The organism is Rhizobium sp. BK112 (assembly GCF_014193215.1).
GTDB lineage: Bacteria > Pseudomonadota > Alphaproteobacteria > Rhizobiales > Rhizobiaceae > Rhizobium > Rhizobium anhuiense.
In genome coordinates this window covers 667,863-687,190 of record NZ_JACHYZ010000001.1, presented here as the reverse complement: position 1 = coordinate 687,190, position 19,328 = coordinate 667,863, and the positions used below count along the sequence as shown (strand labels likewise).

Sequence of the window (19,328 nt, the reverse complement as noted above, 5' to 3'; positions counted from 1 at the left end):
GACGGCGGAGCGCAACGCTTCTATCACAACGTGGGAAATGGTAATCTGGCATCAACCGGCATGGACGGACTGCACCGAATTCAATGGCGAAAATGACGATCTCTCTTCCGGATAATCTGGCGGATTACGTCGCACGCCGTGTCGCAAGCGGCAGATACGCCAATGCCAGCACATATCTGGCGGAACTCGTCCTGAGGGACCAGGACCATCGCAAGCTCGATGACGAAGAATTGCGTGAGATTCTGAGGCTGGCCGAAGAGAGCGGCATCAGCGACCGGCGCATTGCCGATATCCTGTTGGAAACGAAGGCAAAGCTGCGTGACATCAACCTATAGGCTGACCCGAACCGCAGATGCCGTGCTGTCGGGCATCGACGAATATGCCAGCTTGCACTTCGGCGAGGCACAGGCGGATGCCTATCTTCTCGACTGGGACAGAATTTTCGTGCTTCTTTCGCGCGCGCCCTCCATGGGAGACGAATGCGAAGAGCTTGGCGTCGGCCTTCGCCGCCTTCTTCACATGCGCCACGTCGCCTTCTATCGTGAAATACCGGACGGCATCCTCGTCATCGACATCATCGGCGCCGATCGGCTCCCCGAAAGGCACCTTCAATCCAACCGACGCTCCCGAACGGCCGATCCGCATGCCTCGTGACAATACCTCTGACTTCTACAGGCAAAACGCCGAGACCTACGCCAACCGGGCGCGCAGCCTGCCGAAGCAGCAGCTCGATGCCTTCCTCGCCGGGCTTGCGCGGGGTGCGGCAATCCTCGAACTCGGCTGCGGTGGCGGACAGGACAGCGTCTACATGCTGTCGCAGGGTTTCGACGTGACGCCGACGGATGGCTCTGCCGAGCTTGCAACACAGGCCGAAGCGCTGATCGGCAGGCCGGTCAGGGTCATGCTGTTCCAGGAACTCGACGCCGACAGCGCCTTCGACGGCGTCTGGGCGCATGCGAGCCTTCTTCATGTCCCCCGATCCGAACTGCCCGACGTCTTCGCCCGCATCCGCCGCGCCCTGAGGCCCGGCGGCCTCCTTCACGCAAGCTTCAAGGCCGGGGAAGCAGAAGGCCATGACGGCTTCGGGCGTTATTACAACTATCCCTCCGCCGAATGGCTCTCGGAGCTTCTGACGAAAGGCGGTTGGAGGAATATCGCCCTAAGCGAATACGACGGCGGCGGATATGACGGCAAGCCGACGCGCTGGCTGACCGTCAGCGCACAACGATAAAGGCCGGAGCTTTCGCCCCGGCCCTCGATTCCTACAGTCTGAAAACCGCTTAGTTCACGCTCTTGTCGACCAGCTTGTTCTTGCCGATCCAGGGCATCATGCCGCGCAGCTTGGCGCCGACTTCCTCGATCTGGTGGCTGTCGTTCAGGCGGCGGATGCCTTTGAAGCGCGAGCCGCCAGCGCGGTATTCCTGCATCCAGTCGGAAGTGAACTTGCCGGTCTGGATGTCCTTGAGGACGCGCTTCATCTCGGCCTTGGTCTCAGCGGTGATGATGCGCGGACCGGAGACATATTCGCCCCACTCGGCCGTGTTCGAGATCGAGTAGTTCATGTTGGCGATGCCGCCTTCATAGATCAGGTCGACGATCAGCTTCACTTCGTGCAGGCATTCGAAATAGGCCATTTCAGGCGCGTAGCCGGCTTCAACAAGCGTTTCGAAACCGGCGCGGATGAGTTCGACCAGACCGCCGCAGAGAACGACCTGTTCGCCGAAGAGGTCGGTTTCGCACTCTTCGCGGAAGTTGGTTTCGATGATGCCCGAGCGGCCGCCGCCGACGCCGCAGGCGTAGGAGAGAGCGAGTTCAAGCGCATTGCCGGAAGCGTTCTGGTGAACGGCAACGAGGCAGGGAACGCCGCCGCCCTTCTGGTATTCGCCGCGAACCGTGTGGCCCGGGCCCTTCGGCGCGATCATGACGACGTCGACCGTGGCCTTCGGCTCGATCAGGCCGAAGTGCACGTTGAGGCCGTGGGCGAAGGCGATCGCCGCGCCGTCGCGGATATTTGCAGCGATTTCCGACTTGTAGATGTCGGCCTGCAGTTCGTCGGGCGTTGCCATCATCATCAGGTCGGCCCAGCCGGCGGCTTCGGCAACCGTCATGACCTTGAAGCCGTCGGCTTCAGCCTTCTTGACGGTCGGCGAACCGGCCTTGAGCGCGATGACGGCGTTCTGGGCGCCGCTGTCCTTGAGGTTCAGCGCATGGGCACGGCCCTGCGAACCGTAGCCGATGATGGCGACCTTCTTGGCCTTGATGAGGTTGAGATCGGCATCACGATCGTAATAGACGCGCATTTGAAGTTCCTTCCCTTTGCTTGTCTTGTTGACTGTCATTAAAGCGGAATCAACCGAGAACCGGCATCTCCACCAGAACCTTGTCCGTGCCGTAGAGCCGGAGGAAGGCGGTAACCGCCCTCTCCGCCTGGCGCGCGGTATCCTTGAGGCCCGGCTCGCCGAGCAGCATGCGCACATGCAGATCGGAAACAACAAGGCCGTAAAGCGTGTGATAAGCCTCGTCGGCATCGGAAAAACGCAGGAGCCCTGCCCTCTTTCCGGCATCGATCAACGCCATGGCGCGCCGGTCGATCTGGCGGCGGCCGCGCTCGAGCAGCAGCTTGCCGAGCTTCGAGCCGTCGCGGTTCGACTGGCCGATCGCCAACCGGTTCAGCGCCAGCGAGACGTCGCCGGCGAGCACCTCCAGCAGATCACGCGCGAAAATGACCACATGGTCGTGCAGACTTGCCGCCGTCAGTCGCTCGCCGTTGCGCTCGAAGGTGCGCACTTTGCTCGCCTGATAGGCGATCATCGCCGACAACAACCCATCGCGATCGCCGAACCACTTGTAGAGGCTCTCCTTCGAGCAATTGGCGGCACGCGCCACACCCGAGGTCGTCAGCGCCTTCTCGCCGCCATCGACGAGCAACCGCAACGCCTGCTCCAGAACGGCGTTCTGGCGCGGCGAAAATTCGCTCGGCTCTGCGGTATCGACAGACAAGGTCGTAGCTCCCATGTACGTACCGTACGGTACGGTTCGCGAGGTTTATGCGATAAACCGATCAGATCGTCAAGAAGCCCGGATCATTTTTTTAATACGGGAAACCGCGATCAAACACCAGAATTGGATAGGCGCGAATCCTTGGTGATCGCATATTGTCGCGGTACCCGTTTGCGCCTGGAGGCTTCGATGTCACGCCTGTCTGCAGCTCTTCTCCTGCTCGGAGCAATTTTCCTGGGCGGCTCAAGCGCTCTCGCGCAGTCCGACAGCGACGTCTATAACCGCATCGAAGAACTGCACGGCGACGCCGCAGGCTTCGACCGGCCGCTGCGCCAACTCGTTCGGGCGATGCGCTCGGGCGACGCCGAAACCATTGCCGGGCTTGCCGAATACCCGCTGACGGTCGAGGCCAGGGGCGAGACTTACGACGTCGAGAGCGCCGAAGATTTCATCGACAATTTCGACGATCTGGTGACGCCGGAAACGCGCCGCGCCGTCGGGCGCCAGCAATACGGGGATCTCTTCGTCAATAGCGACGGCGTCATGCTCGCGGGTGGCGCCCTCTGGATGGGCGCGGTCTGCGATGACGACGCCTGCGAGGAAAGCCATTGGGCGATCATCGCGATCAACAACTGAAATCTGGCGATGAGGAAAAGCCGATGAAATACCGGATCGCTGCCGCAGTCATCACCGCAGCCCTTGCCATCGCCGCAAATGCACAGGCGGCCGAAACGCGCTGCGGCTGGATTGAAAATCCGACGCCCGCCAACTGGTGGCTGGAAGATGCGGAAAACACCTGGACGATCATGACCCAGGGCGACGATGCCGGCGAGGTGGAAGGCATGGAGCTGATCTCCGACATCTCCGAACGTGAGTATGTCAGAACCAACGGCAATTACGGCTATGCCTGCGCCTGCATGAGTGTGGAGACGGATGGCAAGGAGCGCATCACGAAAATCCTCTCCTTCCGCCAGCTCAAGCTCGCCAAATGCCGTGCCGACAAGGCGCTGAAATTCCCCGGCTGATGAGCCGCGGCTTATAACGCCGTGGCGCAACCCGCCGGGATAGCCAAAGGCTCTGCCGGCATCGTCTTATCGATCGCGTAAAGCTTCGCGAAACCGGCATCCTCGATGACCGTCAGGCCCGACGGCATGAAGGTGCCGACATAGCGATCGAGAATATCGGCATTGGCGACCAGGACGAAATCGAAACGACTGCGCCAATCCGACAGATAGGGCGTGAAGTCTCGATATTGCTGCAACATTGTCGGGCATGAAAGCACACCCACCGACAGCAGATTGCCCTCTGGAACCGCGATCTCAGACCAGGGCGACAGAACGGAAAGTGGCTGCTTGCCTTTTGCGGTGAAGAGCGTCGGCACGAAAGCATGCGAGACGGGCACGGCAAGCGTCGGCAGATGCCGGAAAGTATCCAGTCCCCAGAAAAAATGCCGGTTGGAGTGGGCAAGGTAGCTCACTGTCTCAGGTTCATGCCCAAGTGGTAGCACGGCTGCACCGGCCGGCACCCTTTTCAGCACGCTCTCGACAGCGGCAACATCCTTTTGCGCCAGCCACCAGTTCCAGCCGATCCAGCCGGTACGGCCGAAGACCGCAAGATTGATGACGAGCGAAAGCAACAGCGCCTGCCGGCGCGGGAGATTGGCGAAGGGGCATACCATCGCCATGGCGACGAGCGCCGTCATGATCGGAAAGCGCCAACTGATCCATCCGGTGCCGAGCATGTGGCGAGGCGAAATACAGGAGAGCAGCAGCAGACCGCCAGCGGCGACGGCAAGCCCCGCATGCATGCGGATGTCGCCCGCTCGTGCGGCACGTGTGCAGATGAGGATCAGCGGCAGAACCAGTAAGACATCCACCACCGGGACATAGGTCGTGATGGCGGAGAGCAGATTGAGGACGATCAGGACGACGCTGTCGTTCCATGCAAGCCCAAGGCCGTTGCCACCGGCGTTGGGCAAAGATGCCGTGTGAAGGTAGAGCGCGAGCGGTGGCAAGACGCAGGCGCCAATCGCCAACGCCAACCGGCCGACGAGCCTCGTGAGACCCGCCTTCGATCGCAGTATGTCGATGCGCCACGAAAATTCGAGGCCGCAGACGATCGCCATATAGAAGCCGAGCGAGAAGATGTGCATCACCGTCAGCAGCAGCGAAGCGGCGAGCCGCCAGGCAAAAACCAGCGCGGGATTTTTGCCCTGCAGCCGGAGGTCGACGCAGGCGAAGAAGAGCGCCATGCCGAGGCCGATCTGGAAATTGATGAAGCCGCCGATCATGGTGGCGCACCAGCCGAGCGACAGCATGGCGGTCTGCCAGTGGTGCCGGCCGCCGAAAAGCGCGCGATGCAAGCCGATCGCGCCGAGCGGCGGCAGCACGATCGCCAGGAAAAGCAAAGTCCGCGCAAGCCTGTCGGCGCCGACAAGCGGTCCCAGCCAGGTGGCGAGAATGTCGATCCCGACATTGGTGAAGGTGCGGCTCCAATCGACCGCATAAATCTCAGGAAACGGCTGCTCGCCGATGCCGCCCGAAAGGAGCCATATCCGGGCGTAGTGATTGGGGTAATCGAGAACCGGCGGAAAACGAAACAGCACCACCAGCGCCGCGGCAAGCGCGACGAAAGCGGCGACCGCAATGGCGGAATCCTGTCTGGCGGCCAATCCCTGAGGCTCGCCTGCGACCACAGCAGGCGTGTCGATCTGGTCCATTATCCGATCCGACTGCTCTTTTGCGCTCGCGGAAACTCCCCGGATGTAAAGGCGACATCGAGTGCGGCGCGCTTATCGCTGGCGTTCATCTCCGGAAAAGCAGTCGGCAGCTCGGCGTGTTCGCCGCCGCGCAGGATCGTCTCGATCATGAACATCGGCCGCTTCTTGCTCTCCTGCACGAGACGGCCGAGATATTCGCCGATGATGCCGATACAGATCAGCTGGATGGCGCTGAAGGCGCTGACGGCGGCCATGATCGACGACCAGCCGGTAACCGTTTCGCCTTCCAGCCAGCGAACGAAGGTGTAGACGAGCAACGAGATCGCGACGCAGGCGCTGATCATGCCAAGCCATGTGGCTATACGCAGCGGCGTCGTCGAAAAGCTGGTGATCGCATCGAGCGCAAAATTGATCATCTTGCGCAGCGGATATTTCGTCGCGCCGGCAAAACGGGCGTCACGCTCGTAAGGGAGAGCAACCTGCCTGCCGCCGATCCAGCTGACCATGCCACGGATAAAGCGATCGCGCTCCGGCATCGCCAGCAGGATATCGACGACGCGCCGGCTCATCAGCCGGAAATCGCCGGTATCGCGCGGAATGGTCACCGAGGCGAGCCTGGACAGCGCACGATAGAAAAGCGAAGCCGAGGCAACCTTGAACCAGGTTTCACCCTCGCGGCGCGTGCGCTGACCATAAACGACGTCGGCGCCACGCTCCATGATCGGCATCATCATCAAAAGCAGTTCGGGCGGATCCTGAAGATCAGCGTCGATCAGGAGCACACGCTCGCCCCGCGACGCGGAGAGACCCGCCGTCGATGCCAATTGGTGGCCGTGATTGCGAAGAAGACGAACGCCGAGCACTTGCGGCACATCAGCCGCCAATTCGGAAATGATCTCCCAGCTGCGGTCGGACGAGCCGTCATCGACGAGAATGAGCTCGAAGGCATCCCCAGCAACGCTCCGAGCAGCTGCGACGGCTCGGCGGCAGAATTCGCGGAGGCCCTCTTCCTCGTTATGACAAGGCGCGACGATGGACAGAAATGGTTCTTGCGTCATACGGACTTCGGGCCTGCTGGATGGTTGGCGCCAGACTAGCCACGAAACGTCAAACATCCTTTAATGATCGGATGCCCGGGATGCGCGACAGACTACTCCGCCGCCATGACCTCGCGCGCGCCATCGATATCGCGCGCCGGCGAAGCGCCGTAGAGGCGACTGTATTCGCGGCTGAACTGCGACGGGCTTTGATAGCCCACGCGGTGGCCGGCCGTGCCGGCATCGAGGCGCTCCACCAGCATCAGGCGACGCGCCTCGTGCAGGCGAAGCTGCTTCTGATATTGCACCGGCGTCATCGCCGTGACCGATTTGAAGTGATGATGGAAGGACGACACGCTCATGCTGACGCGGACGGCAAGATCTTCGATGCGCAGCGGCCGCGCGAAATTCTCCTTCAGCCATGCGACGGCGCGGGCGATCCTGTTGCTGTGGCTGTCTGCTGTGGCGATGTTGATCAGCCGCGCGCCATCCGGCCCGGTCAGCACCCGGTAGAGGATTTCCTGCTCGATCAGCGGCGCCATGGCAGGAATGTCGCCTGGACGATCGAGCAAGCGCAGCAGGCGGACGGCGGCATCCAGGAGCTCCGGCGGAGCGACGTTCACCGCCATCCCGCGCTGCCCGTCGGTATGGGCCGCCGGACGCGGAATATCGATACGGCTCAAAAGCTCAAGCAGCTTTTCGGAATCGATTGCCAGCCCCAGGCAGAGATGCGGCACTTCAGGGCTTGCCTCGGTGACCTGCCAGGCGACCGGCAGGTCGAGCGAGGTCAGCAGATAGTCTCCTGTCCCGTAGCTGATAAGTTCGGTGCCGAGGCGCAGGCTCTTGGCCCCCTGCAGGACGAAGGCAAAACAGGGCCGGTAGCTGCTGTGAAGCGGATCGCTTGGCTTGGACCGACGGCTGACGTGAAGATTGCCGATATCAGTTGAGAACTCGCCGTCGCCAGGCGCGAAGCGCATCGCGATGTCGACAATTTCCTGATAGGGGCTGAAGGGCAAAGTCATGCGGCAACTCTTTCTGTCAACTGGCTGACGCCGGTGATACCGCCCTTATCTAGAGTGCCTTCGCCATTTCGCAAACAGGCCGGCGCCTCACTTTTGCAGGATCGTGCAAAAAGCTGAGAGGATCGCTCTAACCCTCTCACGCAGTTCCGGGCAATAGTCCGCCATCCCGTTCAACCCCCACCACAATCGAAAAGGAAGGTTCCCATGCCTATTGCAAGAGGCTACGCCGCAACCGACGCTTCCAAACCGCTGACCCCTTTCACCTTCGAACGCCGCAACCCCAACCCCGATGACGTCGTGATCGACATCAAGTTTGCCGGCATCTGCCATTCGGACATCCACACTGTCCGCAACGAATGGAAGAACGCCGTCTATCCGATCGTGCCGGGCCATGAGATCGCCGGCATCGTCTCGGCCGTCGGTTCCGCCGTGACCAAGTTCAAGGTCGGCGACCGCGTCGGCGTCGGCTGCTTCGTCGATTCCTGTATCGGCTGCGCCGAGCGCGACCTCGATCGCGAACAGTATATGCCGGGTCTCAGCGGCACCTACAATGATTTCGAAGCCGACGGCAAGACACGCACCCAGGGCGGCTATTCCGACTCGATCGTCGTCAAGGAAGGCTATGTCATGTCCATCCCGGACAACCTTCCGCTCGATGCCTCCGCGCCGCTGCTCTGCGCCGGCATCACGCTTTATTCGCCGCTGCGCCACTGGAATGCCGGCCCCGGCAAGAAGGTCGCGATCGTCGGCATGGGCGGCCTCGGCCATATGGGCGTCAAGCTGGGTGCGGCCATGGGCGCCGATATCACCGTTCTTTCCCAGAGCCTTTCCAAGAAGGAAGATGGGCTGAAGCTCGGCGCCAAGGAATATTATGCCACCAACGACCCGGAAACCTTCAAGAAGCTCGCCGGCACTTTCGACCTGGTCATCTGCACCGTCAGCGCCGAAATCGACTGGAATGCCTATCTCGGCCTTCTGAAGGTGGATGGTTCCTTCGTGGTGGTCGGCGCGCCTGAGAATCCGATCCCCGTGCACGCCTTCTCGATCATCCCCGGCCGCAAGAGTATTTCCGGCTCGATGATCGGCTCGATCAAGGAAACCCAGGAAATGCTCGACTTCTGTGGCAAGCACAACATCGTCTCCGAGATCGAGAAGATCAACATCCAGCAGGTCAACGAAGCTTATGAACGCGTCCTGAAGAGCGACGTCCGCTACCGCTTCGTCATCGACATCGCCTCGCTGGCAGCATAAGAAAACGAGAGGCGGCTCCTTCGGGGGCCGCCTTTTTCAATGTCGGGCGATTTCAACTGTGGCGGTGCTGTCAAGATCTCCGCCCTTGGGCGCAGCCGCACCGTCTGCCACCCACGATCAAATGCGACACTCGGATGTCACGATATGCCTCCGGCAAGTCGATGCAGGCGCAGCAGATATTCGACGCCGTTGAACGGATCAGGACCTGATCGCGGGCGCGAGCGCGGCGGGCCAGCCACTGGGGCATAATGATCGAAGCTGCTTTCCATGGTCCCCGCCCCGCTCGTCAGGCGCGGCAATTGCTGCTGGACACCGCGGACCATCTGAGACGCCATGGTACCCTCGAGCCGGGCGACGCCATCGGCAATGACCGAATCCGTCGTCGTTGCTGCCGATTTTGCAAGCAGGGTGACCACGCCGCTCAAATTTTCCGCGGGCGTTTCGAGATAAAAGCGGTCGATTGGCTCGCAGAGCACGGTCCGCGCGGCCGATAGCGCCGTTGCCAGCACCCATGGCGTCAACTGCCGGAAATCGGCGGCGGTGCTTGCAGGCGAACTGTGCCGGGCCGCCGTCATCGCCACGTGGCAATCGATGACCTGCCAGCCGAAAATCCCCTGTTTCAGCGCTTCGAACACGGTCTCCTCGACCGCTCGATAAAAGGCGATGGGCATCTGGCCGACATCCACTTCGAGCGCAAAGCTGTTGCCCGCCCCGGGAGGGCGTGGTTCGACGCGCAGGCCGACGGTTGCCAGGAAGGGATTGGGCTCCTTGAAGAGGATCTGCAGGCCGGCCCCGGTCCCGACTGGCCTCTCGACCAGGATGACGGTGCTTTCCTCGAACTTTGCCTCAAGTCCGAAATCCGTCAGCAGGGTCGATTGGATAACGTCCTTCTGCATCTCGCCGTAGAGTGAAACGAAGACTTCGTCCGTCTCCTCGTTGCGGCGCAAATTGATCAAGGGATCCTGTTCGGCCATCTGGTTCAGCGCCAGCCAGAGCGCCGCCTTGTCGGAAGGCCGCCGCGCAAGAACCCGGGTTTCGAGCGTCGGCGGCGCAAAGTGAGCCCGCCCGCCCGCGGGATCTCCGCCCACCGCATCCCCGATCCGGGCGCCGGCAAGGCCGGCGACGCGGGCAATCTGCCCTGCGCGAAGTCTCTCGGCGCCTTCGATCCGGCCGGCCTCGAACAGGTGGATCGCAGTCACCCGTTCCGGGCCTCTGGGCAGGTCCAGATATTGCCGAAGCCGCACCGTGCCTGAGGCGAGGTAGATATAGGCGAGCTTTTCCCCACCCCAGCCGCGTTCGATCTTGAAGATCTTGCCCGCGACCGGGCCATCCGGATTGGAGCACCGGCCGGGCAAGATCGTCGCAATGGCCGATGCCAGGGCGGGCATGCCGACACCGGTCATCGCTGCGCCCGCGAAGACCGGATGGACGAGGCCGCTCGCCACCTGATCGGCCAGGCAGCGCCCAAGCCTTTCCTCGGTCAGGCGACCGGGAGCAAGGATATAATCGGCAAGCAGGGCCTCGTCGTTTTCTGCCAGTGCCTCGCAGAGCGGCGTGAAAAGCGGCTCGTCTCCCGGCGCGAGCGTCTCCGCCCGGGCAAGCTTGGCTCCGGCATCGATGACCGACGACATGGCGATGGGGCGGACCGCCAGCTGCGCGGCTAGGGCCTCCACCACCTCCTGATATCGGGCCCCAAGACGATCGACCTTGTTGACGAAGAAGATGAAGGGAACGCCAAGCCGCCGCAGCGCTCGCACCAACACCCGTGTCTGGGCCTGCACGCCTTCGACCGCCGAAACGACGACGACCGCGGCATCCAGCAATCCCAGCACCCGCTCGACCTCGGCGATGAAATCCGGGTGGCCGGGCGTGTCGATGAGATTGACGATCCTGTCGCCGATCGCAAACGACACCACCGCCGCCCTGATCGTGATGCCGCGTAGTCGTTCGAGTTCGAGAGTGTCCGTCTGTGTATTGCCGGTATCGACGCTGCCGAGCTTGTCGATGACGCCGGCGTCAAAAAGCAGTCTTTCGGTAAGGCTAGTCTTGCCTGCATCTACATGGGCGAGAATGCCCAGATTCAAAGTGCGCATGAACCACCAACTTCTCAGAATTTCGAATGTGATTTTCGTGAGAAGTGAATCGGCGCATTGGAACCTCTACCCGTTGCTACGGCTGGATGCGCACCTCCCGGTGGTTGGGAGACGCGGATGGAATGCTAAGGGTGTGCGGGGAGATGTGTCAAGCTTGGGCGTATCGCGTTGTCTAAAGGCTCCGACATGTGTGCCGCAGGGCACGACAATCAGCCCTCATGGTGAGGGTGAGGAGCGAAGCAATCGATCCAGTGATCGATTGCAGCGACAAACGCAGGGCCGTCTCGAACTACGAGGGCGGGTGGCTAAGCGGTGCATGCTGCATGCAGATGTCGCTGGGTGAAGCGCCGGTGGCCGTCCCCGATCCTTCGAGGCCCTCCGGGTGCACCTCAGAATGAGGCAGGAGAGACGGCGCATTCCCGGACAGCTTTCACGGGCAAAGGAGGCCTACTCCTCCTCTCGCATCGTTTCTTTCTGGGTGATCAGCCGGGCGCTGTGCTGGCCACTCAGATAGATCCACAACCAACTCCAGGCGACGGAGAAGCGCGAGCGGGTGCCGATCAGGAAGTAGATATGGGCAAGACCCCAGATCCACCAGGCGATCCAGCCCTTCAGCTTGATCCGGCCGAAATCGATGATGGCCGCACTCTTGCCGATCGTGGCGAGGCTGCCCTGGTGCCAGTAGCGGAAGGGCGCCGGTGCCGGCTTGCCGGACAGACGGGCACGGATCACCTTGGCGACGTAGCCGCCCTGCTGCTTGGCGGCAGGCGCGATGCCCGGCACCGGCTTCCCGTCCTCGCGCATCACCGATGCGGTATCGCCGACGACGAAGACGTCGGGTAGCCCCGGCGCGCCCAGATCCTTCTCGACCACGACGCGCCCTGCCCGGTCGGCCGCAACGCCGAGCCACCGTGCCGCCGGCGAGGCGGTGACGCCGGCTGCCCAGACGATCGTCCGGCTGGCAACGAAGGTGTCGCCGATCTTCACGCCGTCGGCATTGCATTCCGTCACCGGCCTGCCGAGATGGATCTCGACCCCGAGTTTCTCCAGCGCCTTCTGGGCATAGGCCGAAAGCTCTTCGGCGAAGGTTGGCAGCACCCGCGGACCAGCCTCGACCAGCACGACGCGGGTCTTGCGCGTATCGATGTTGCGGAATTCCTTGGGCAGCGTGAAATGCGCGAGTTCGGCAATGATGCCGGCCAGCTCGACACCGGTCGGCCCGGCCCCGACGATGGTGAAGGTCAGAAGCGCATCGCGCACGGTTGGATCGGCCTCCATCTCCGCCCTCTCGAAGGCAAGCAGCACGCGCCGGCGGATCGTCGTCGCATCCTCCAACGTCTTCAGGCCCGGCGCCACCGGCTCCCATTCATCATGGCCGAAATAGGCATGCGTCGCCCCGGTCGCCAGCACCAGCGTATCGTAACCAAGAGTCATGCCGTTACGGAGGGAAACAGTCTTTGTGCCGCTGTCGACGCCTGTGACCTCGCCGAGCAGAACCGTCACGTCAGGCCGGTCGGCATAGAGCCGGCGGATTGGCCAGGCGATTTCCGAGGTGGAGAGAATGGTCGTCGCCACCTGATAGAGCAGCGGCTGGAAGAGATGATGGTTGCGCCGGTCAACGAGCGTGATCTTGACGCCAGCGCCTTTCAAACCGTTGACGAGTTGCAACCCGCCAAAACCGCCGCCGACAACGACGACATGATGATCGCCCATGACCTGCCCCTTCTGCGCCATTTCGCTGAAAGCCAATGTGGCCCTCGCCGCAAAGGTTGCAACCGCCGTTTCGGCATGTCTCCCCTGCGTCACCCGCAGTCGAAAGAGCATGTCGCGCAAAAGTGTGCAGCGGTTTTGCGAGAACGACATGCTGGAATTGAAAGGCCTAGACCAAAGCGCGACAAACGAGTCCGATCGCGGCGCGCTTTAGCGCCGAGATTATCGGCAACTCCTGCAATCCAACCCGGCGACGCTTGTGAAGCGGACGTCGGGCAGAATTATAACTGCCCAGAGCCTCGGTCGAGGTGCGACACAGACATAGCGTTCGAACGGGTAGTCGGCCCGGAACAGTTCACGGCGCAGCAATCAATAGGGACCGACGCACTGGCGACGGGGTCCATGATAGGGCTGGAAGGTATTGTCGAACGCCCTGTACGACCGATAACGCGCATAGCACCAACTCTCGTGGTTGCCGCCCCGTCCATAATAGCCAGACGACGCATAGGCCCGATAGGGCCGGCCATAATAGCGATACGGCGAACCGTAATAGCGGTAGGGCGAGCCGTAATAGCCGTAGGGTGAACCGTAATACGAGCCGTAATAGGGCTGTGCCAATGCGCCGCCAATGATGGTGCCGACGGCTAGGCCACCCAAGGCCCAGCCCCAGTCCGCTCCATGGTTATGGTGGTAACCTCTGTAATAGCCGCCTCGGTAATGGCCGCCACCCCAGTGGCCGCCTCGGCCACGCCATTGCACATGCTCTATCTGCTGCTGCGCTTCGATCCTGGGTGGGTTGATAGCCGGAAACGCTTGAGCCGGCGTGATGCCGGGGGCACCTATGATCAAGCACAACGCGGCGACGGTCAGCTTTCTCATGACTGTTCTCCTCTGCTCCTCCAAGTGAGGGAAATATCTTCCCCTCCTCCTGAACCAAAGGTGAACGCAATATGTCCAAAAACGTTCCTTATAGAGACACATTAATCCCTATCGATGGCACTGCGAATTATCGGCTGCTGGTGCAATCCGACCTTGCTGTTTCCAGGAGGCTGTAAACGTGTCGCGCATCCTCGATCCCCAGAAGCTGAGGTTCGTTGGCCAGACTTGGCGTCCAGCCGCTCATCCTCCTGTTGGACGGCACGCAGAATTTGATCGTACCCTTGCCGCGGCTGCCCTCTTCAAGACTGATCGACGGCAGGAGTTCGAGCTGGTTGGTGGACAAATGTCGAAAGAGCCCGCTTCTGCGAATGATCACACGTCTGTTGGTCAGTACATATTCCGTCCGAGCCCGGGCAGCCGCATCGACGAAAAAGCGTCCGGCCATTAGGTAAAGGCCCATGAGTACGAACGGAATACCCCATAATTTTGTGAATACCGGCGTTTCCGTGCTGATGGCAGTAATTTCCCAGAAGATCGCAAAGCCGCCCCACAAAAGCGAGAACGGAACGAGGAGGAAATCCCGCGATGTCAAAAGAAATCCTTGTCCGGGATGCCCTGACCAAAGAAGCTTTTCCCCCGGCATGAGAAAGCTACGAATATCGCTATCGCTCATACTGTCATGCCCCTTCAAATGATTTTTCACCGGGCGTAGCCCACCGGTATTGCCATTCCATGTTTCAATTCTTCCATCGAGATCGACGCCGAGACGTCGAAGAGTTCGAGCTTGCGCACGATCTGCTTGTAGATCACGTCGTAATGCTCGACGCGCGGCAGCACGATCTTCAGAATGTAATCGTGATTGCCGGTCAGTCGGTGCGCCTCGACGATCTCGGGAATGTCGCCGATGATCCGGCGAAAGCTTTCCGTCCATTCGTCGGAATGGTGAGCCGTCTTGACGAGAGCGAAGACCGTCGTCGGCACGCCCATTTTCTCCCGGTCGAGCACGAAGATGCGCCGGGCGATATGGCCGCTTTCTTCCAGCCGCTGGATACGCCGCGAACAGGCCGACACCGAAAGCGCCACGCGCTCCGCAAGATCGGTCACGGATATGCCTGCATCCTTTTGCAGCATGTCGAGAATGCGCCTGTCGCGATCATCAAGCATGTATCCTCCGCCCAATATTTGCACGATTTCATCAAATGGCGCAAAATTATAGCACATATCCCACCATGGAAACAAATAACGCAAACACACCGCGCCGGGATTACGGCATCATTTTCGAAAGTTCAGAATCATGGAGAGCGTGAAGACATGGAAACGATCGGCCTGATCGGCGGCATGAGTTTCGAAAGTTCGGCGGTCTATTACCGTCTCGTCAACGAGATGGTGCGAGACCGCAAGGGTGGCCTTGCCTCGGCCGAACTCATCCTGCATTCGGTGAACTTCGAGGAGATCGTCGCCCTTCAGAAGGCCGGCGCCTGGGATATGGCCGCCCGTCGCCTTGCCGACGTGGCTTTGCGCCTGCAGATTGCTGGCGCCGGCTGCATCCTCATCTGCACCAACACCATGCATCTGATTGCCGACGAGGTTGCCAAGAAGATCTCCGTGCCGCTGATCCACATCATCGACGAGACGGCGAAATCGCTGCATGCCGGCGGCCGGAAGCGCCCGTTGCTGCTTGCGACCCGCTACACGATGGAACACGGCTTCTACAGCGACCGCATGAAAAACCTCGGTCTCGACATCATGGTTCCCGATGCCGGCGACCGCACCACCGTGCACGACATCATTTTCAATGAACTCTGCGCCGGCAAGGTACTCGACAGCTCACGCGACAAGCTCATGGCGGTCATATCACGCGCCATCGACAACGGCGCCGACAGCATCATCCTCGGCTGCACCGAGATCTGCCTGATCCTCGATCCCGACCATCTGCCGCTGCCCGGCTTCGACACCACGGCGATTCATGCGCGAGCGGCAGTCGATTTCGCGCTTGGCGCGGACGAGATCGCGGAAGAGGAAGCGGCCTGAAAGTGTCTCGCCTCGGATTGCCAAATTAGTTGACTCAGTCCATTAAATACAGGACAAGATCTCTATTTGGAGATTCTTGAGTTGTTGACAAGGCTCGTTCTCTCCTCGGCGTTATCCTCGGCCTTGTGCCGAGGATAAACGAAAGATGAGTGGGCCGACTTGTCAGCAGTCTGACAAGGTTTCCATCTGGAGATCTTTGCCATGTCCGATATCGCCCTCATCGAAACCGCGCGCGATTTCAACCGCTTCTATACGAACTTCCTCGGCCTCCTGAACAAGGCCTATCTCGACACCGCATTCACGCTCACGGATGCCCGCATCCTCTTCGAGATCGGCTCGCATGACGGTGTCAGCGCCGTGGCGCTGGTCCGCGACCTGCATCTCGACCCGGCCTATCTCAGCCGTATCCTCAAGCGTTTCCGCGCAGAGGGACTGATCGAGACCAGTCCGGATCCGGCCGATCTGCGCAGCCAGGTCATCATTGTCACCGACCGGGGACGTGAGCAGTTCGAAGAACTCGGCCGGCGCGCCAATGCGCAGATCGCCGCCCGTTTCGACAATCTCGCGGCCGGCGAGCCGGAGGCGGCAGTCTCGGCCATGCACACCATCCGCGCCCTCCTCGACCCTACGGCCAAACCCGCACCGGCCGTCATCCGCGCCCATCGCGCCGGCGATATCGGCTGGATCGTTCAGAGCCAGGGCCGTTTCTACGCCGAGGAGTATGGCTGGGACCTGCGCTTCGAAGCGCTGGTCGCCGAAGTTGCCGGGAAATTCCTCGCCAATTTCGATCCGGCCAAGGAATATTGCTGGATCGCCGAGCGCGGCGGCGTCAATGTCGGCTCGGCCCTCGTCACCAATGGCGGCGACGGCATCGCCAAGCTCCGTCTGCTCTATGTCGACAAATCAGCCCGCGGCCTCGGGCTCGGCAAGATGCTGGTCGACGAATGCATCCGCTTCTCCAGACAGAAGGGCTACCGCGAACTCTCGCTCTGGACCAACGACATGCTGGAGACCGCCCGCGCCATCTATATCAAGGCCGGCTTCCGGCTTGTCTCCGAGGAGAGACACCGCATGTTCGGCCCCGAGGCGAACGGCCAGAACTGGGTTCTGGCTCTGTGATTTGCTGCGTCGCAAAAGTTTCGCTTGATTTGGAAACAAACATTTCCTAATTAGATGCCATGAATACGGCGACCATTGAACATCAAGAAAAGACCAGGGGCCGCGGCCGGCCGCGCGAATTCGACGTGGAGGCAGCGCTCGACGCTGCCCTACGCGTCTTTTCCGAGCGCGGGTATCACGCCGCCTCGATCAGCGAACTGACCGAGGCCATGGGTCTTGCCGCCGGCAGTGTCTACAAGGCGTTCGGCGATAAGCGTGGCATCTTCCTTGCAACGTTCGACCGCTACCGCGCCGTGCGCCGTGGCATGCTCGATGCCGAACTCGCCAAGGCAGAGACCGGCCGGGATAAGCTGCATGCGCTGATCGCCTTCTTTGCGGCCTCCTCCCACGGCGAAACCGGCAGGCGTGGCTGCCTGGTGGTCGGCAGCGCCGGCGATCTCGCTCTCTTCGACAGCGAAGCGGCCGAACGTGTCGCCGCCGCCTTCATGACCGACGAGACACTGCTGGCCGATCTGATCCGCCTCGGCCAGTCCGACGGCTCGATTTCTGCAGACCTCGATATATCAGCGACCGCGCTTGCGCTTCTCTGCCTCACCAAAGGCATGCGCGTCATCGGCAAGGTGGAGCGCAGCGGTGAAGAAATGGCGGCCGTCGCCGAAGCCGCGATGAAGTTGGTGACCTGACATCCCCCGGAGAAAGGCAAGCCATTCTCTCGGAGGAGCGGCAAGCTGTTGCACAGCCGGAAGCGGGTGGCCGGCGGCAAGACCATTTGAAATCATTCCTTTCAATCTTTGAATACCGGAGTTCCCGATGAGCATTTCAGCCACCACGCCGGATAAGGCCATTCCCAGGGCGCTATCCCCCTGGCTAACCTTCCTTTTTGCCGCCGCCTGCGGACTGGTGGCCGCCAATCTCTATTACGGCCAGCCGCTTGCCGGCCCGATCAGCGCCGATCTTGGCTTCACGCCTGCCGCCACCGGCCTGATCGTCACGCTGACGCAGATCGGCTACGGGCTCGGCCTGTTGCTGATCGTGCCTCTCGGCGACCTCACCGAAAATCGCCGTCTGGTGTTGCTGCTGATCGCCGTCTCCGCCGTTGCGCTGATCGGCGCGGCGCTGTCGTCGACGCCGACGGCCTTCCTCATCGCCTCGCTCTGCATCGGTCTTTCGTCGGTGGCAGTTCAGGTCCTGGTTCCCTTCGCCGCCAACATGGCGCCGGATGCAACGCGCGGTCAGGTCGTCGGCAATGTCATGAGCGGCCTGCTCTGCGGCATCATGCTGGCTCGCCCCTTTGCAAGCTTCGTCGCCGAAGCTTCCTCCTGGCATGTGGTCTATTACCTCACCGCGGCGCTGATGCTCGTGCTTGCCGTCGTGCTGCGCTTCAACCTGCCGGTTCGGCTGCCGAAGACGAAGCTGCGCTACGGCGAGTTGCTCGCCTCCATGGGTCATCTGGCGCTGACCTCGCGCGTGCTGCAGCGCCGCGCGCTCTACCAGGCCGGTATGTTCGGCGCCTTCAGCCTGTTCTGGACGACGACGCCGCTGCTGCTTGCAAGCCCGGCTTTCGGCCTGACACAGAACGGCATCGCCCTCTTTGCGCTTGCAGGCGCTGCCGGCGCCATCGCCTCGCCGATCGCCGGCCGGCTTGCCGACCGCGGCATGACGAGGATCGCCTCGACGATTGCCATGCTGCTCGGAATGGCTTCCTTCGTGATCAGCCATTTCGCCACGGACGGTTCGCTCACCGCTCTGCTGCTTTTGACGGCCGCGGCGATCCTTCTCGATTTCGGCGTGACGACCAATCTGGTCTGCGGCCAGCGCGCCATCTATGCCCTGAACCCGGAACACCGCAGCCGGCTCAACGGTCTGTTCATGGCGACCTTCTTTGCCGGCGGCGCGCTCGGCTCGGCGCTCGGCGGCTGGGCCTATGCCACCGGCGGCTGGACGATGACAGCCTGGATCGGCTTCTGCTTTCCGGCGCTAGCCTTCCTGTTGTTCCTGACGGAAGGGCGCGGCCGGTAGGAAGCCAGCCTATTTGTCGGTGGAATCAAAATGCGAACGGGCGGCGCGAACGGCGTCGTGGTTTGCCTCCGCCCAGTTCAGCAGCTGCGACAGTGGCTGGTAGAGCGAGCGTCCGAGTTCGGTCATCGAATATTCGACGCTCGGCGGCTTGGTCGGGAACACTTCGCGATGGATATACCCGTCCCTCTGCAGGTCACGTAGTGTCTGCGTCAACATGCGCTGCGAGATATCGGGGAGCATCCGCCGCAGCTCGCCGAAGCGACAGGGCCGAGCCGCCAGCACTTCGAGCAGCAGCGTCGACCATTTGCCGCCAATTTGCTGCATCATGTCCCTGACCGGGCAATTCGAAAAATCGAGACTGGCGAGATCGATCTCGCGCCGCATCCCCGGCATTCTGTTCTTCAGACTGAGGACCGCGCCGGTCATCTGCTGGTTCCTTTTTGGTAAC

General features: G+C 61.5%; 21 protein-coding genes. 10 read left to right on the top strand and 11 right to left on the bottom strand.

Features of this window, described 5'->3' with window-relative positions; translation table 11 throughout:
- The first annotated feature begins 83 nt into the window (after nt 1–83).
- Genes FHT75_RS03240 through FHT75_RS03230 form a run of 3 tightly spaced genes read left to right on the top strand, consistent with a single transcriptional unit; the run spans nt 84 to nt 1,231 of the window.
- The gene (locus FHT75_RS03240) at nt 84–335 is read left to right on the top strand and encodes a type II toxin-antitoxin system ParD family antitoxin (protein ID WP_047610776.1); all 252 of its coding nucleotides are present in this window, start codon (nt 84–86) and stop codon (nt 333–335) included.
- Complete coding sequence (locus FHT75_RS03235) at nt 319–654, top strand: type II toxin-antitoxin system RelE/ParE family toxin (protein WP_047610777.1); 336 nt, start codon at nt 319–321, stop codon at nt 652–654. The genes FHT75_RS03240 and FHT75_RS03235 overlap by 17 nt, the downstream gene beginning before the upstream one ends.
- Nucleotides 644–1,231, top strand: coding sequence for a class I SAM-dependent methyltransferase (locus FHT75_RS03230; RefSeq protein WP_047610778.1), 588 nt, complete (start codon nt 644–646; stop codon nt 1,229–1,231). Before FHT75_RS03235 ends, FHT75_RS03230 begins: the two co-directional genes overlap by 11 nt.
- Before the next feature lie 49 nt (nt 1,232–1,280).
- On the opposite strand, the gene ilvC is transcribed toward FHT75_RS03230, so the two are convergent.
- Together ilvC and FHT75_RS03220 are read right to left on the bottom strand one after the other, a co-directional pair.
- On the bottom strand, nt 1,281–2,300 hold the full coding sequence (gene ilvC, locus FHT75_RS03225; protein WP_183844632.1) for a ketol-acid reductoisomerase: 1,020 nt from the start codon (nt 2,298–2,300) through the stop codon (nt 1,281–1,283).
- Between the two features lie 49 nt (nt 2,301–2,349).
- Nucleotides 2,350–3,015, bottom strand: a complete 666-nt coding sequence (locus FHT75_RS03220) for a TetR/AcrR family transcriptional regulator (RefSeq protein WP_028757491.1) — start codon at nt 3,013–3,015, stop codon at nt 2,350–2,352.
- Nucleotides 3,016–3,189: 174 nt separating this feature from the next.
- On the opposite strand from FHT75_RS03220, the gene FHT75_RS03215 reads away from it, so the two are divergent.
- Both FHT75_RS03215 and FHT75_RS03210 read left to right on the top strand, forming a co-directional pair.
- Nucleotides 3,190–3,636, top strand: coding sequence for a hypothetical protein (locus FHT75_RS03215; RefSeq protein WP_028757490.1), 447 nt, complete (start codon nt 3,190–3,192; stop codon nt 3,634–3,636).
- A gap of 23 nt (nt 3,637–3,659) precedes the next feature.
- On the top strand, nt 3,660–4,025 hold the full coding sequence (locus FHT75_RS03210) for a DUF4087 domain-containing protein (RefSeq protein WP_063474704.1): 366 nt from the start codon (nt 3,660–3,662) through the stop codon (nt 4,023–4,025).
- An 11-nt stretch (nt 4,026–4,036) separates the two neighbouring features.
- On the opposite strand, the gene FHT75_RS03205 is transcribed toward FHT75_RS03210, so the two are convergent.
- The 3 genes from FHT75_RS03205 to FHT75_RS03195 form a co-directional block, all read right to left on the bottom strand.
- A complete protein-coding gene (locus tag FHT75_RS03205) occupies nt 4,037–5,719 on the bottom strand; it encodes a hypothetical protein (RefSeq protein ID WP_063474644.1) in 1,683 nt (560 codons plus the stop codon).
- Nucleotides 5,719–6,777, bottom strand: coding sequence for a glycosyltransferase family 2 protein (locus tag FHT75_RS03200; protein ID WP_063474643.1), 1,059 nt, complete (start codon nt 6,775–6,777; stop codon nt 5,719–5,721). Before FHT75_RS03200 ends, FHT75_RS03205 begins: the two co-directional genes overlap by 1 nt.
- Before the next feature lie 92 nt (nt 6,778–6,869).
- A complete protein-coding gene (locus FHT75_RS03195; RefSeq protein ID WP_028757486.1) occupies nt 6,870–7,778 on the bottom strand; it encodes an AraC family transcriptional regulator in 909 nt (302 codons plus the stop codon).
- Nucleotides 7,779–7,982: 204 nt separating this feature from the next.
- On the opposite strand from FHT75_RS03195, the gene FHT75_RS03190 reads away from it, so the two are divergent.
- Entirely contained in the window at nt 7,983–9,029 is a 1,047-nt protein-coding gene (locus tag FHT75_RS03190) for an NAD(P)-dependent alcohol dehydrogenase (RefSeq protein WP_028757485.1), read from the top strand.
- 137 nt (nt 9,030–9,166) lie between these two features.
- Here FHT75_RS03190 and FHT75_RS03185 read toward each other — a convergent pair whose 3' ends face one another.
- From FHT75_RS03185 to FHT75_RS03165, 5 genes are all read right to left on the bottom strand, one after another.
- Entirely contained in the window at nt 9,167–11,122 is a 1,956-nt protein-coding gene (locus FHT75_RS03185; RefSeq protein WP_063474642.1) for an elongation factor G, read from the bottom strand.
- 447 nt (nt 11,123–11,569) lie between these two features.
- Nucleotides 11,570–12,835 (bottom strand): NAD(P)/FAD-dependent oxidoreductase, encoded by a 1,266-nt coding sequence (locus FHT75_RS03180; protein ID WP_063474703.1) that lies wholly within the window; start codon nt 12,833–12,835, stop codon nt 11,570–11,572.
- Nucleotides 12,836–13,201: 366 nt separating this feature from the next.
- On the bottom strand, nt 13,202–13,711 hold the full coding sequence (locus FHT75_RS03175; RefSeq protein WP_080759837.1) for a BA14K family protein: 510 nt from the start codon (nt 13,709–13,711) through the stop codon (nt 13,202–13,204).
- A gap of 127 nt (nt 13,712–13,838) precedes the next feature.
- Entirely contained in the window at nt 13,839–14,384 is a 546-nt protein-coding gene (locus tag FHT75_RS03170) for a PH domain-containing protein (protein WP_063474702.1), read from the bottom strand.
- 26 nt (nt 14,385–14,410) lie between these two features.
- Nucleotides 14,411–14,875, bottom strand: coding sequence for an Lrp/AsnC family transcriptional regulator (locus FHT75_RS03165; RefSeq protein WP_047610791.1), 465 nt, complete (start codon nt 14,873–14,875; stop codon nt 14,411–14,413).
- A gap of 147 nt (nt 14,876–15,022) precedes the next feature.
- On the opposite strand from FHT75_RS03165, the gene FHT75_RS03160 reads away from it, so the two are divergent.
- The 4 genes from FHT75_RS03160 to FHT75_RS03145 all read left to right on the top strand — a co-directional run bounded on the left by FHT75_RS03160 (nt 15,023) and on the right by FHT75_RS03145 (nt 18,880).
- Nucleotides 15,023–15,742 (top strand): aspartate/glutamate racemase family protein, encoded by a 720-nt coding sequence (locus FHT75_RS03160; protein ID WP_028757544.1) that lies wholly within the window; start codon nt 15,023–15,025, stop codon nt 15,740–15,742.
- A 201-nt stretch (nt 15,743–15,943) separates the two neighbouring features.
- Nucleotides 15,944–16,861, top strand: a complete 918-nt coding sequence (locus FHT75_RS03155; RefSeq protein ID WP_063474641.1) for a helix-turn-helix domain-containing GNAT family N-acetyltransferase — start codon at nt 15,944–15,946, stop codon at nt 16,859–16,861.
- A 59-nt stretch (nt 16,862–16,920) separates the two neighbouring features.
- Nucleotides 16,921–17,544 (top strand): TetR/AcrR family transcriptional regulator, encoded by a 624-nt coding sequence (locus tag FHT75_RS03150; protein WP_028757542.1) that lies wholly within the window; start codon nt 16,921–16,923, stop codon nt 17,542–17,544.
- 127 nt (nt 17,545–17,671) lie between these two features.
- Nucleotides 17,672–18,880, top strand: coding sequence for an MFS transporter (locus FHT75_RS03145; protein ID WP_063474640.1), 1,209 nt, complete (start codon nt 17,672–17,674; stop codon nt 18,878–18,880).
- A 9-nt stretch (nt 18,881–18,889) separates the two neighbouring features.
- Here FHT75_RS03145 and FHT75_RS03140 read toward each other — a convergent pair whose 3' ends face one another.
- Nucleotides 18,890–19,306, bottom strand: coding sequence for a winged helix-turn-helix transcriptional regulator (locus FHT75_RS03140; RefSeq protein WP_028757540.1), 417 nt, complete (start codon nt 19,304–19,306; stop codon nt 18,890–18,892).
- Between the last annotated feature and the right edge of the window lie 22 nt (nt 19,307–19,328).

What these genes read in the sequence shown, in the direction of transcription:
- FHT75_RS03240 (WP_047610776.1), top strand. Translation starts at nt 84, where the DNA reads ATGGCGAAAATGACGATCTCTCTTCCGGATAATCTGGCGGATTACGTC.
- FHT75_RS03230 (WP_047610778.1), top strand. Translation starts at nt 644, where the DNA reads ATGCCTCGTGACAATACCTCTGACTTCTACAGGCAAAACGCCGAGACC.
- ilvC (WP_183844632.1), bottom strand. Translation starts at nt 2,300, where the DNA reads ATGCGCGTCTATTACGATCGTGATGCCGATCTCAACCTCATCAAGGCC.
- FHT75_RS03220 (WP_028757491.1), bottom strand. Translation starts at nt 3,015, where the DNA reads ATGGGAGCTACGACCTTGTCTGTCGATACCGCAGAGCCGAGCGAATTT.
- FHT75_RS03215 (WP_028757490.1), top strand. Translation starts at nt 3,190, where the DNA reads ATGTCACGCCTGTCTGCAGCTCTTCTCCTGCTCGGAGCAATTTTCCTG.
- FHT75_RS03210 (WP_063474704.1), top strand. Translation starts at nt 3,660, where the DNA reads ATGAAATACCGGATCGCTGCCGCAGTCATCACCGCAGCCCTTGCCATC.
- FHT75_RS03205 (WP_063474644.1), bottom strand. Translation starts at nt 5,719, where the DNA reads ATGGACCAGATCGACACGCCTGCTGTGGTCGCAGGCGAGCCTCAGGGA.
- FHT75_RS03200 (WP_063474643.1), bottom strand. Translation starts at nt 6,777, where the DNA reads ATGACGCAAGAACCATTTCTGTCCATCGTCGCGCCTTGTCATAACGAG.
- FHT75_RS03195 (WP_028757486.1), bottom strand. Translation starts at nt 7,778, where the DNA reads ATGACTTTGCCCTTCAGCCCCTATCAGGAAATTGTCGACATCGCGATG.
- FHT75_RS03190 (WP_028757485.1), top strand. Translation starts at nt 7,983, where the DNA reads ATGCCTATTGCAAGAGGCTACGCCGCAACCGACGCTTCCAAACCGCTG.
- FHT75_RS03185 (WP_063474642.1), bottom strand. Translation starts at nt 11,122, where the DNA reads ATGCGCACTTTGAATCTGGGCATTCTCGCCCATGTAGATGCAGGCAAG.
- FHT75_RS03180 (WP_063474703.1), bottom strand. Translation starts at nt 12,835, where the DNA reads ATGGGCGATCATCATGTCGTCGTTGTCGGCGGCGGTTTTGGCGGGTTG.
- FHT75_RS03175 (WP_080759837.1), bottom strand. Translation starts at nt 13,711, where the DNA reads ATGAGAAAGCTGACCGTCGCCGCGTTGTGCTTGATCATAGGTGCCCCC.
- FHT75_RS03170 (WP_063474702.1), bottom strand. Translation starts at nt 14,384, where the DNA reads ATGAGCGATAGCGATATTCGTAGCTTTCTCATGCCGGGGGAAAAGCTT.
- FHT75_RS03165 (WP_047610791.1), bottom strand. Translation starts at nt 14,875, where the DNA reads ATGCTTGATGATCGCGACAGGCGCATTCTCGACATGCTGCAAAAGGAT.
- FHT75_RS03160 (WP_028757544.1), top strand. Translation starts at nt 15,023, where the DNA reads ATGGAAACGATCGGCCTGATCGGCGGCATGAGTTTCGAAAGTTCGGCG.
- FHT75_RS03155 (WP_063474641.1), top strand. Translation starts at nt 15,944, where the DNA reads ATGTCCGATATCGCCCTCATCGAAACCGCGCGCGATTTCAACCGCTTC.
- FHT75_RS03150 (WP_028757542.1), top strand. Translation starts at nt 16,921, where the DNA reads ATGAATACGGCGACCATTGAACATCAAGAAAAGACCAGGGGCCGCGGC.
- FHT75_RS03145 (WP_063474640.1), top strand. Translation starts at nt 17,672, where the DNA reads ATGAGCATTTCAGCCACCACGCCGGATAAGGCCATTCCCAGGGCGCTA.
- FHT75_RS03140 (WP_028757540.1), bottom strand. Translation starts at nt 19,306, where the DNA reads ATGACCGGCGCGGTCCTCAGTCTGAAGAACAGAATGCCGGGGATGCGG.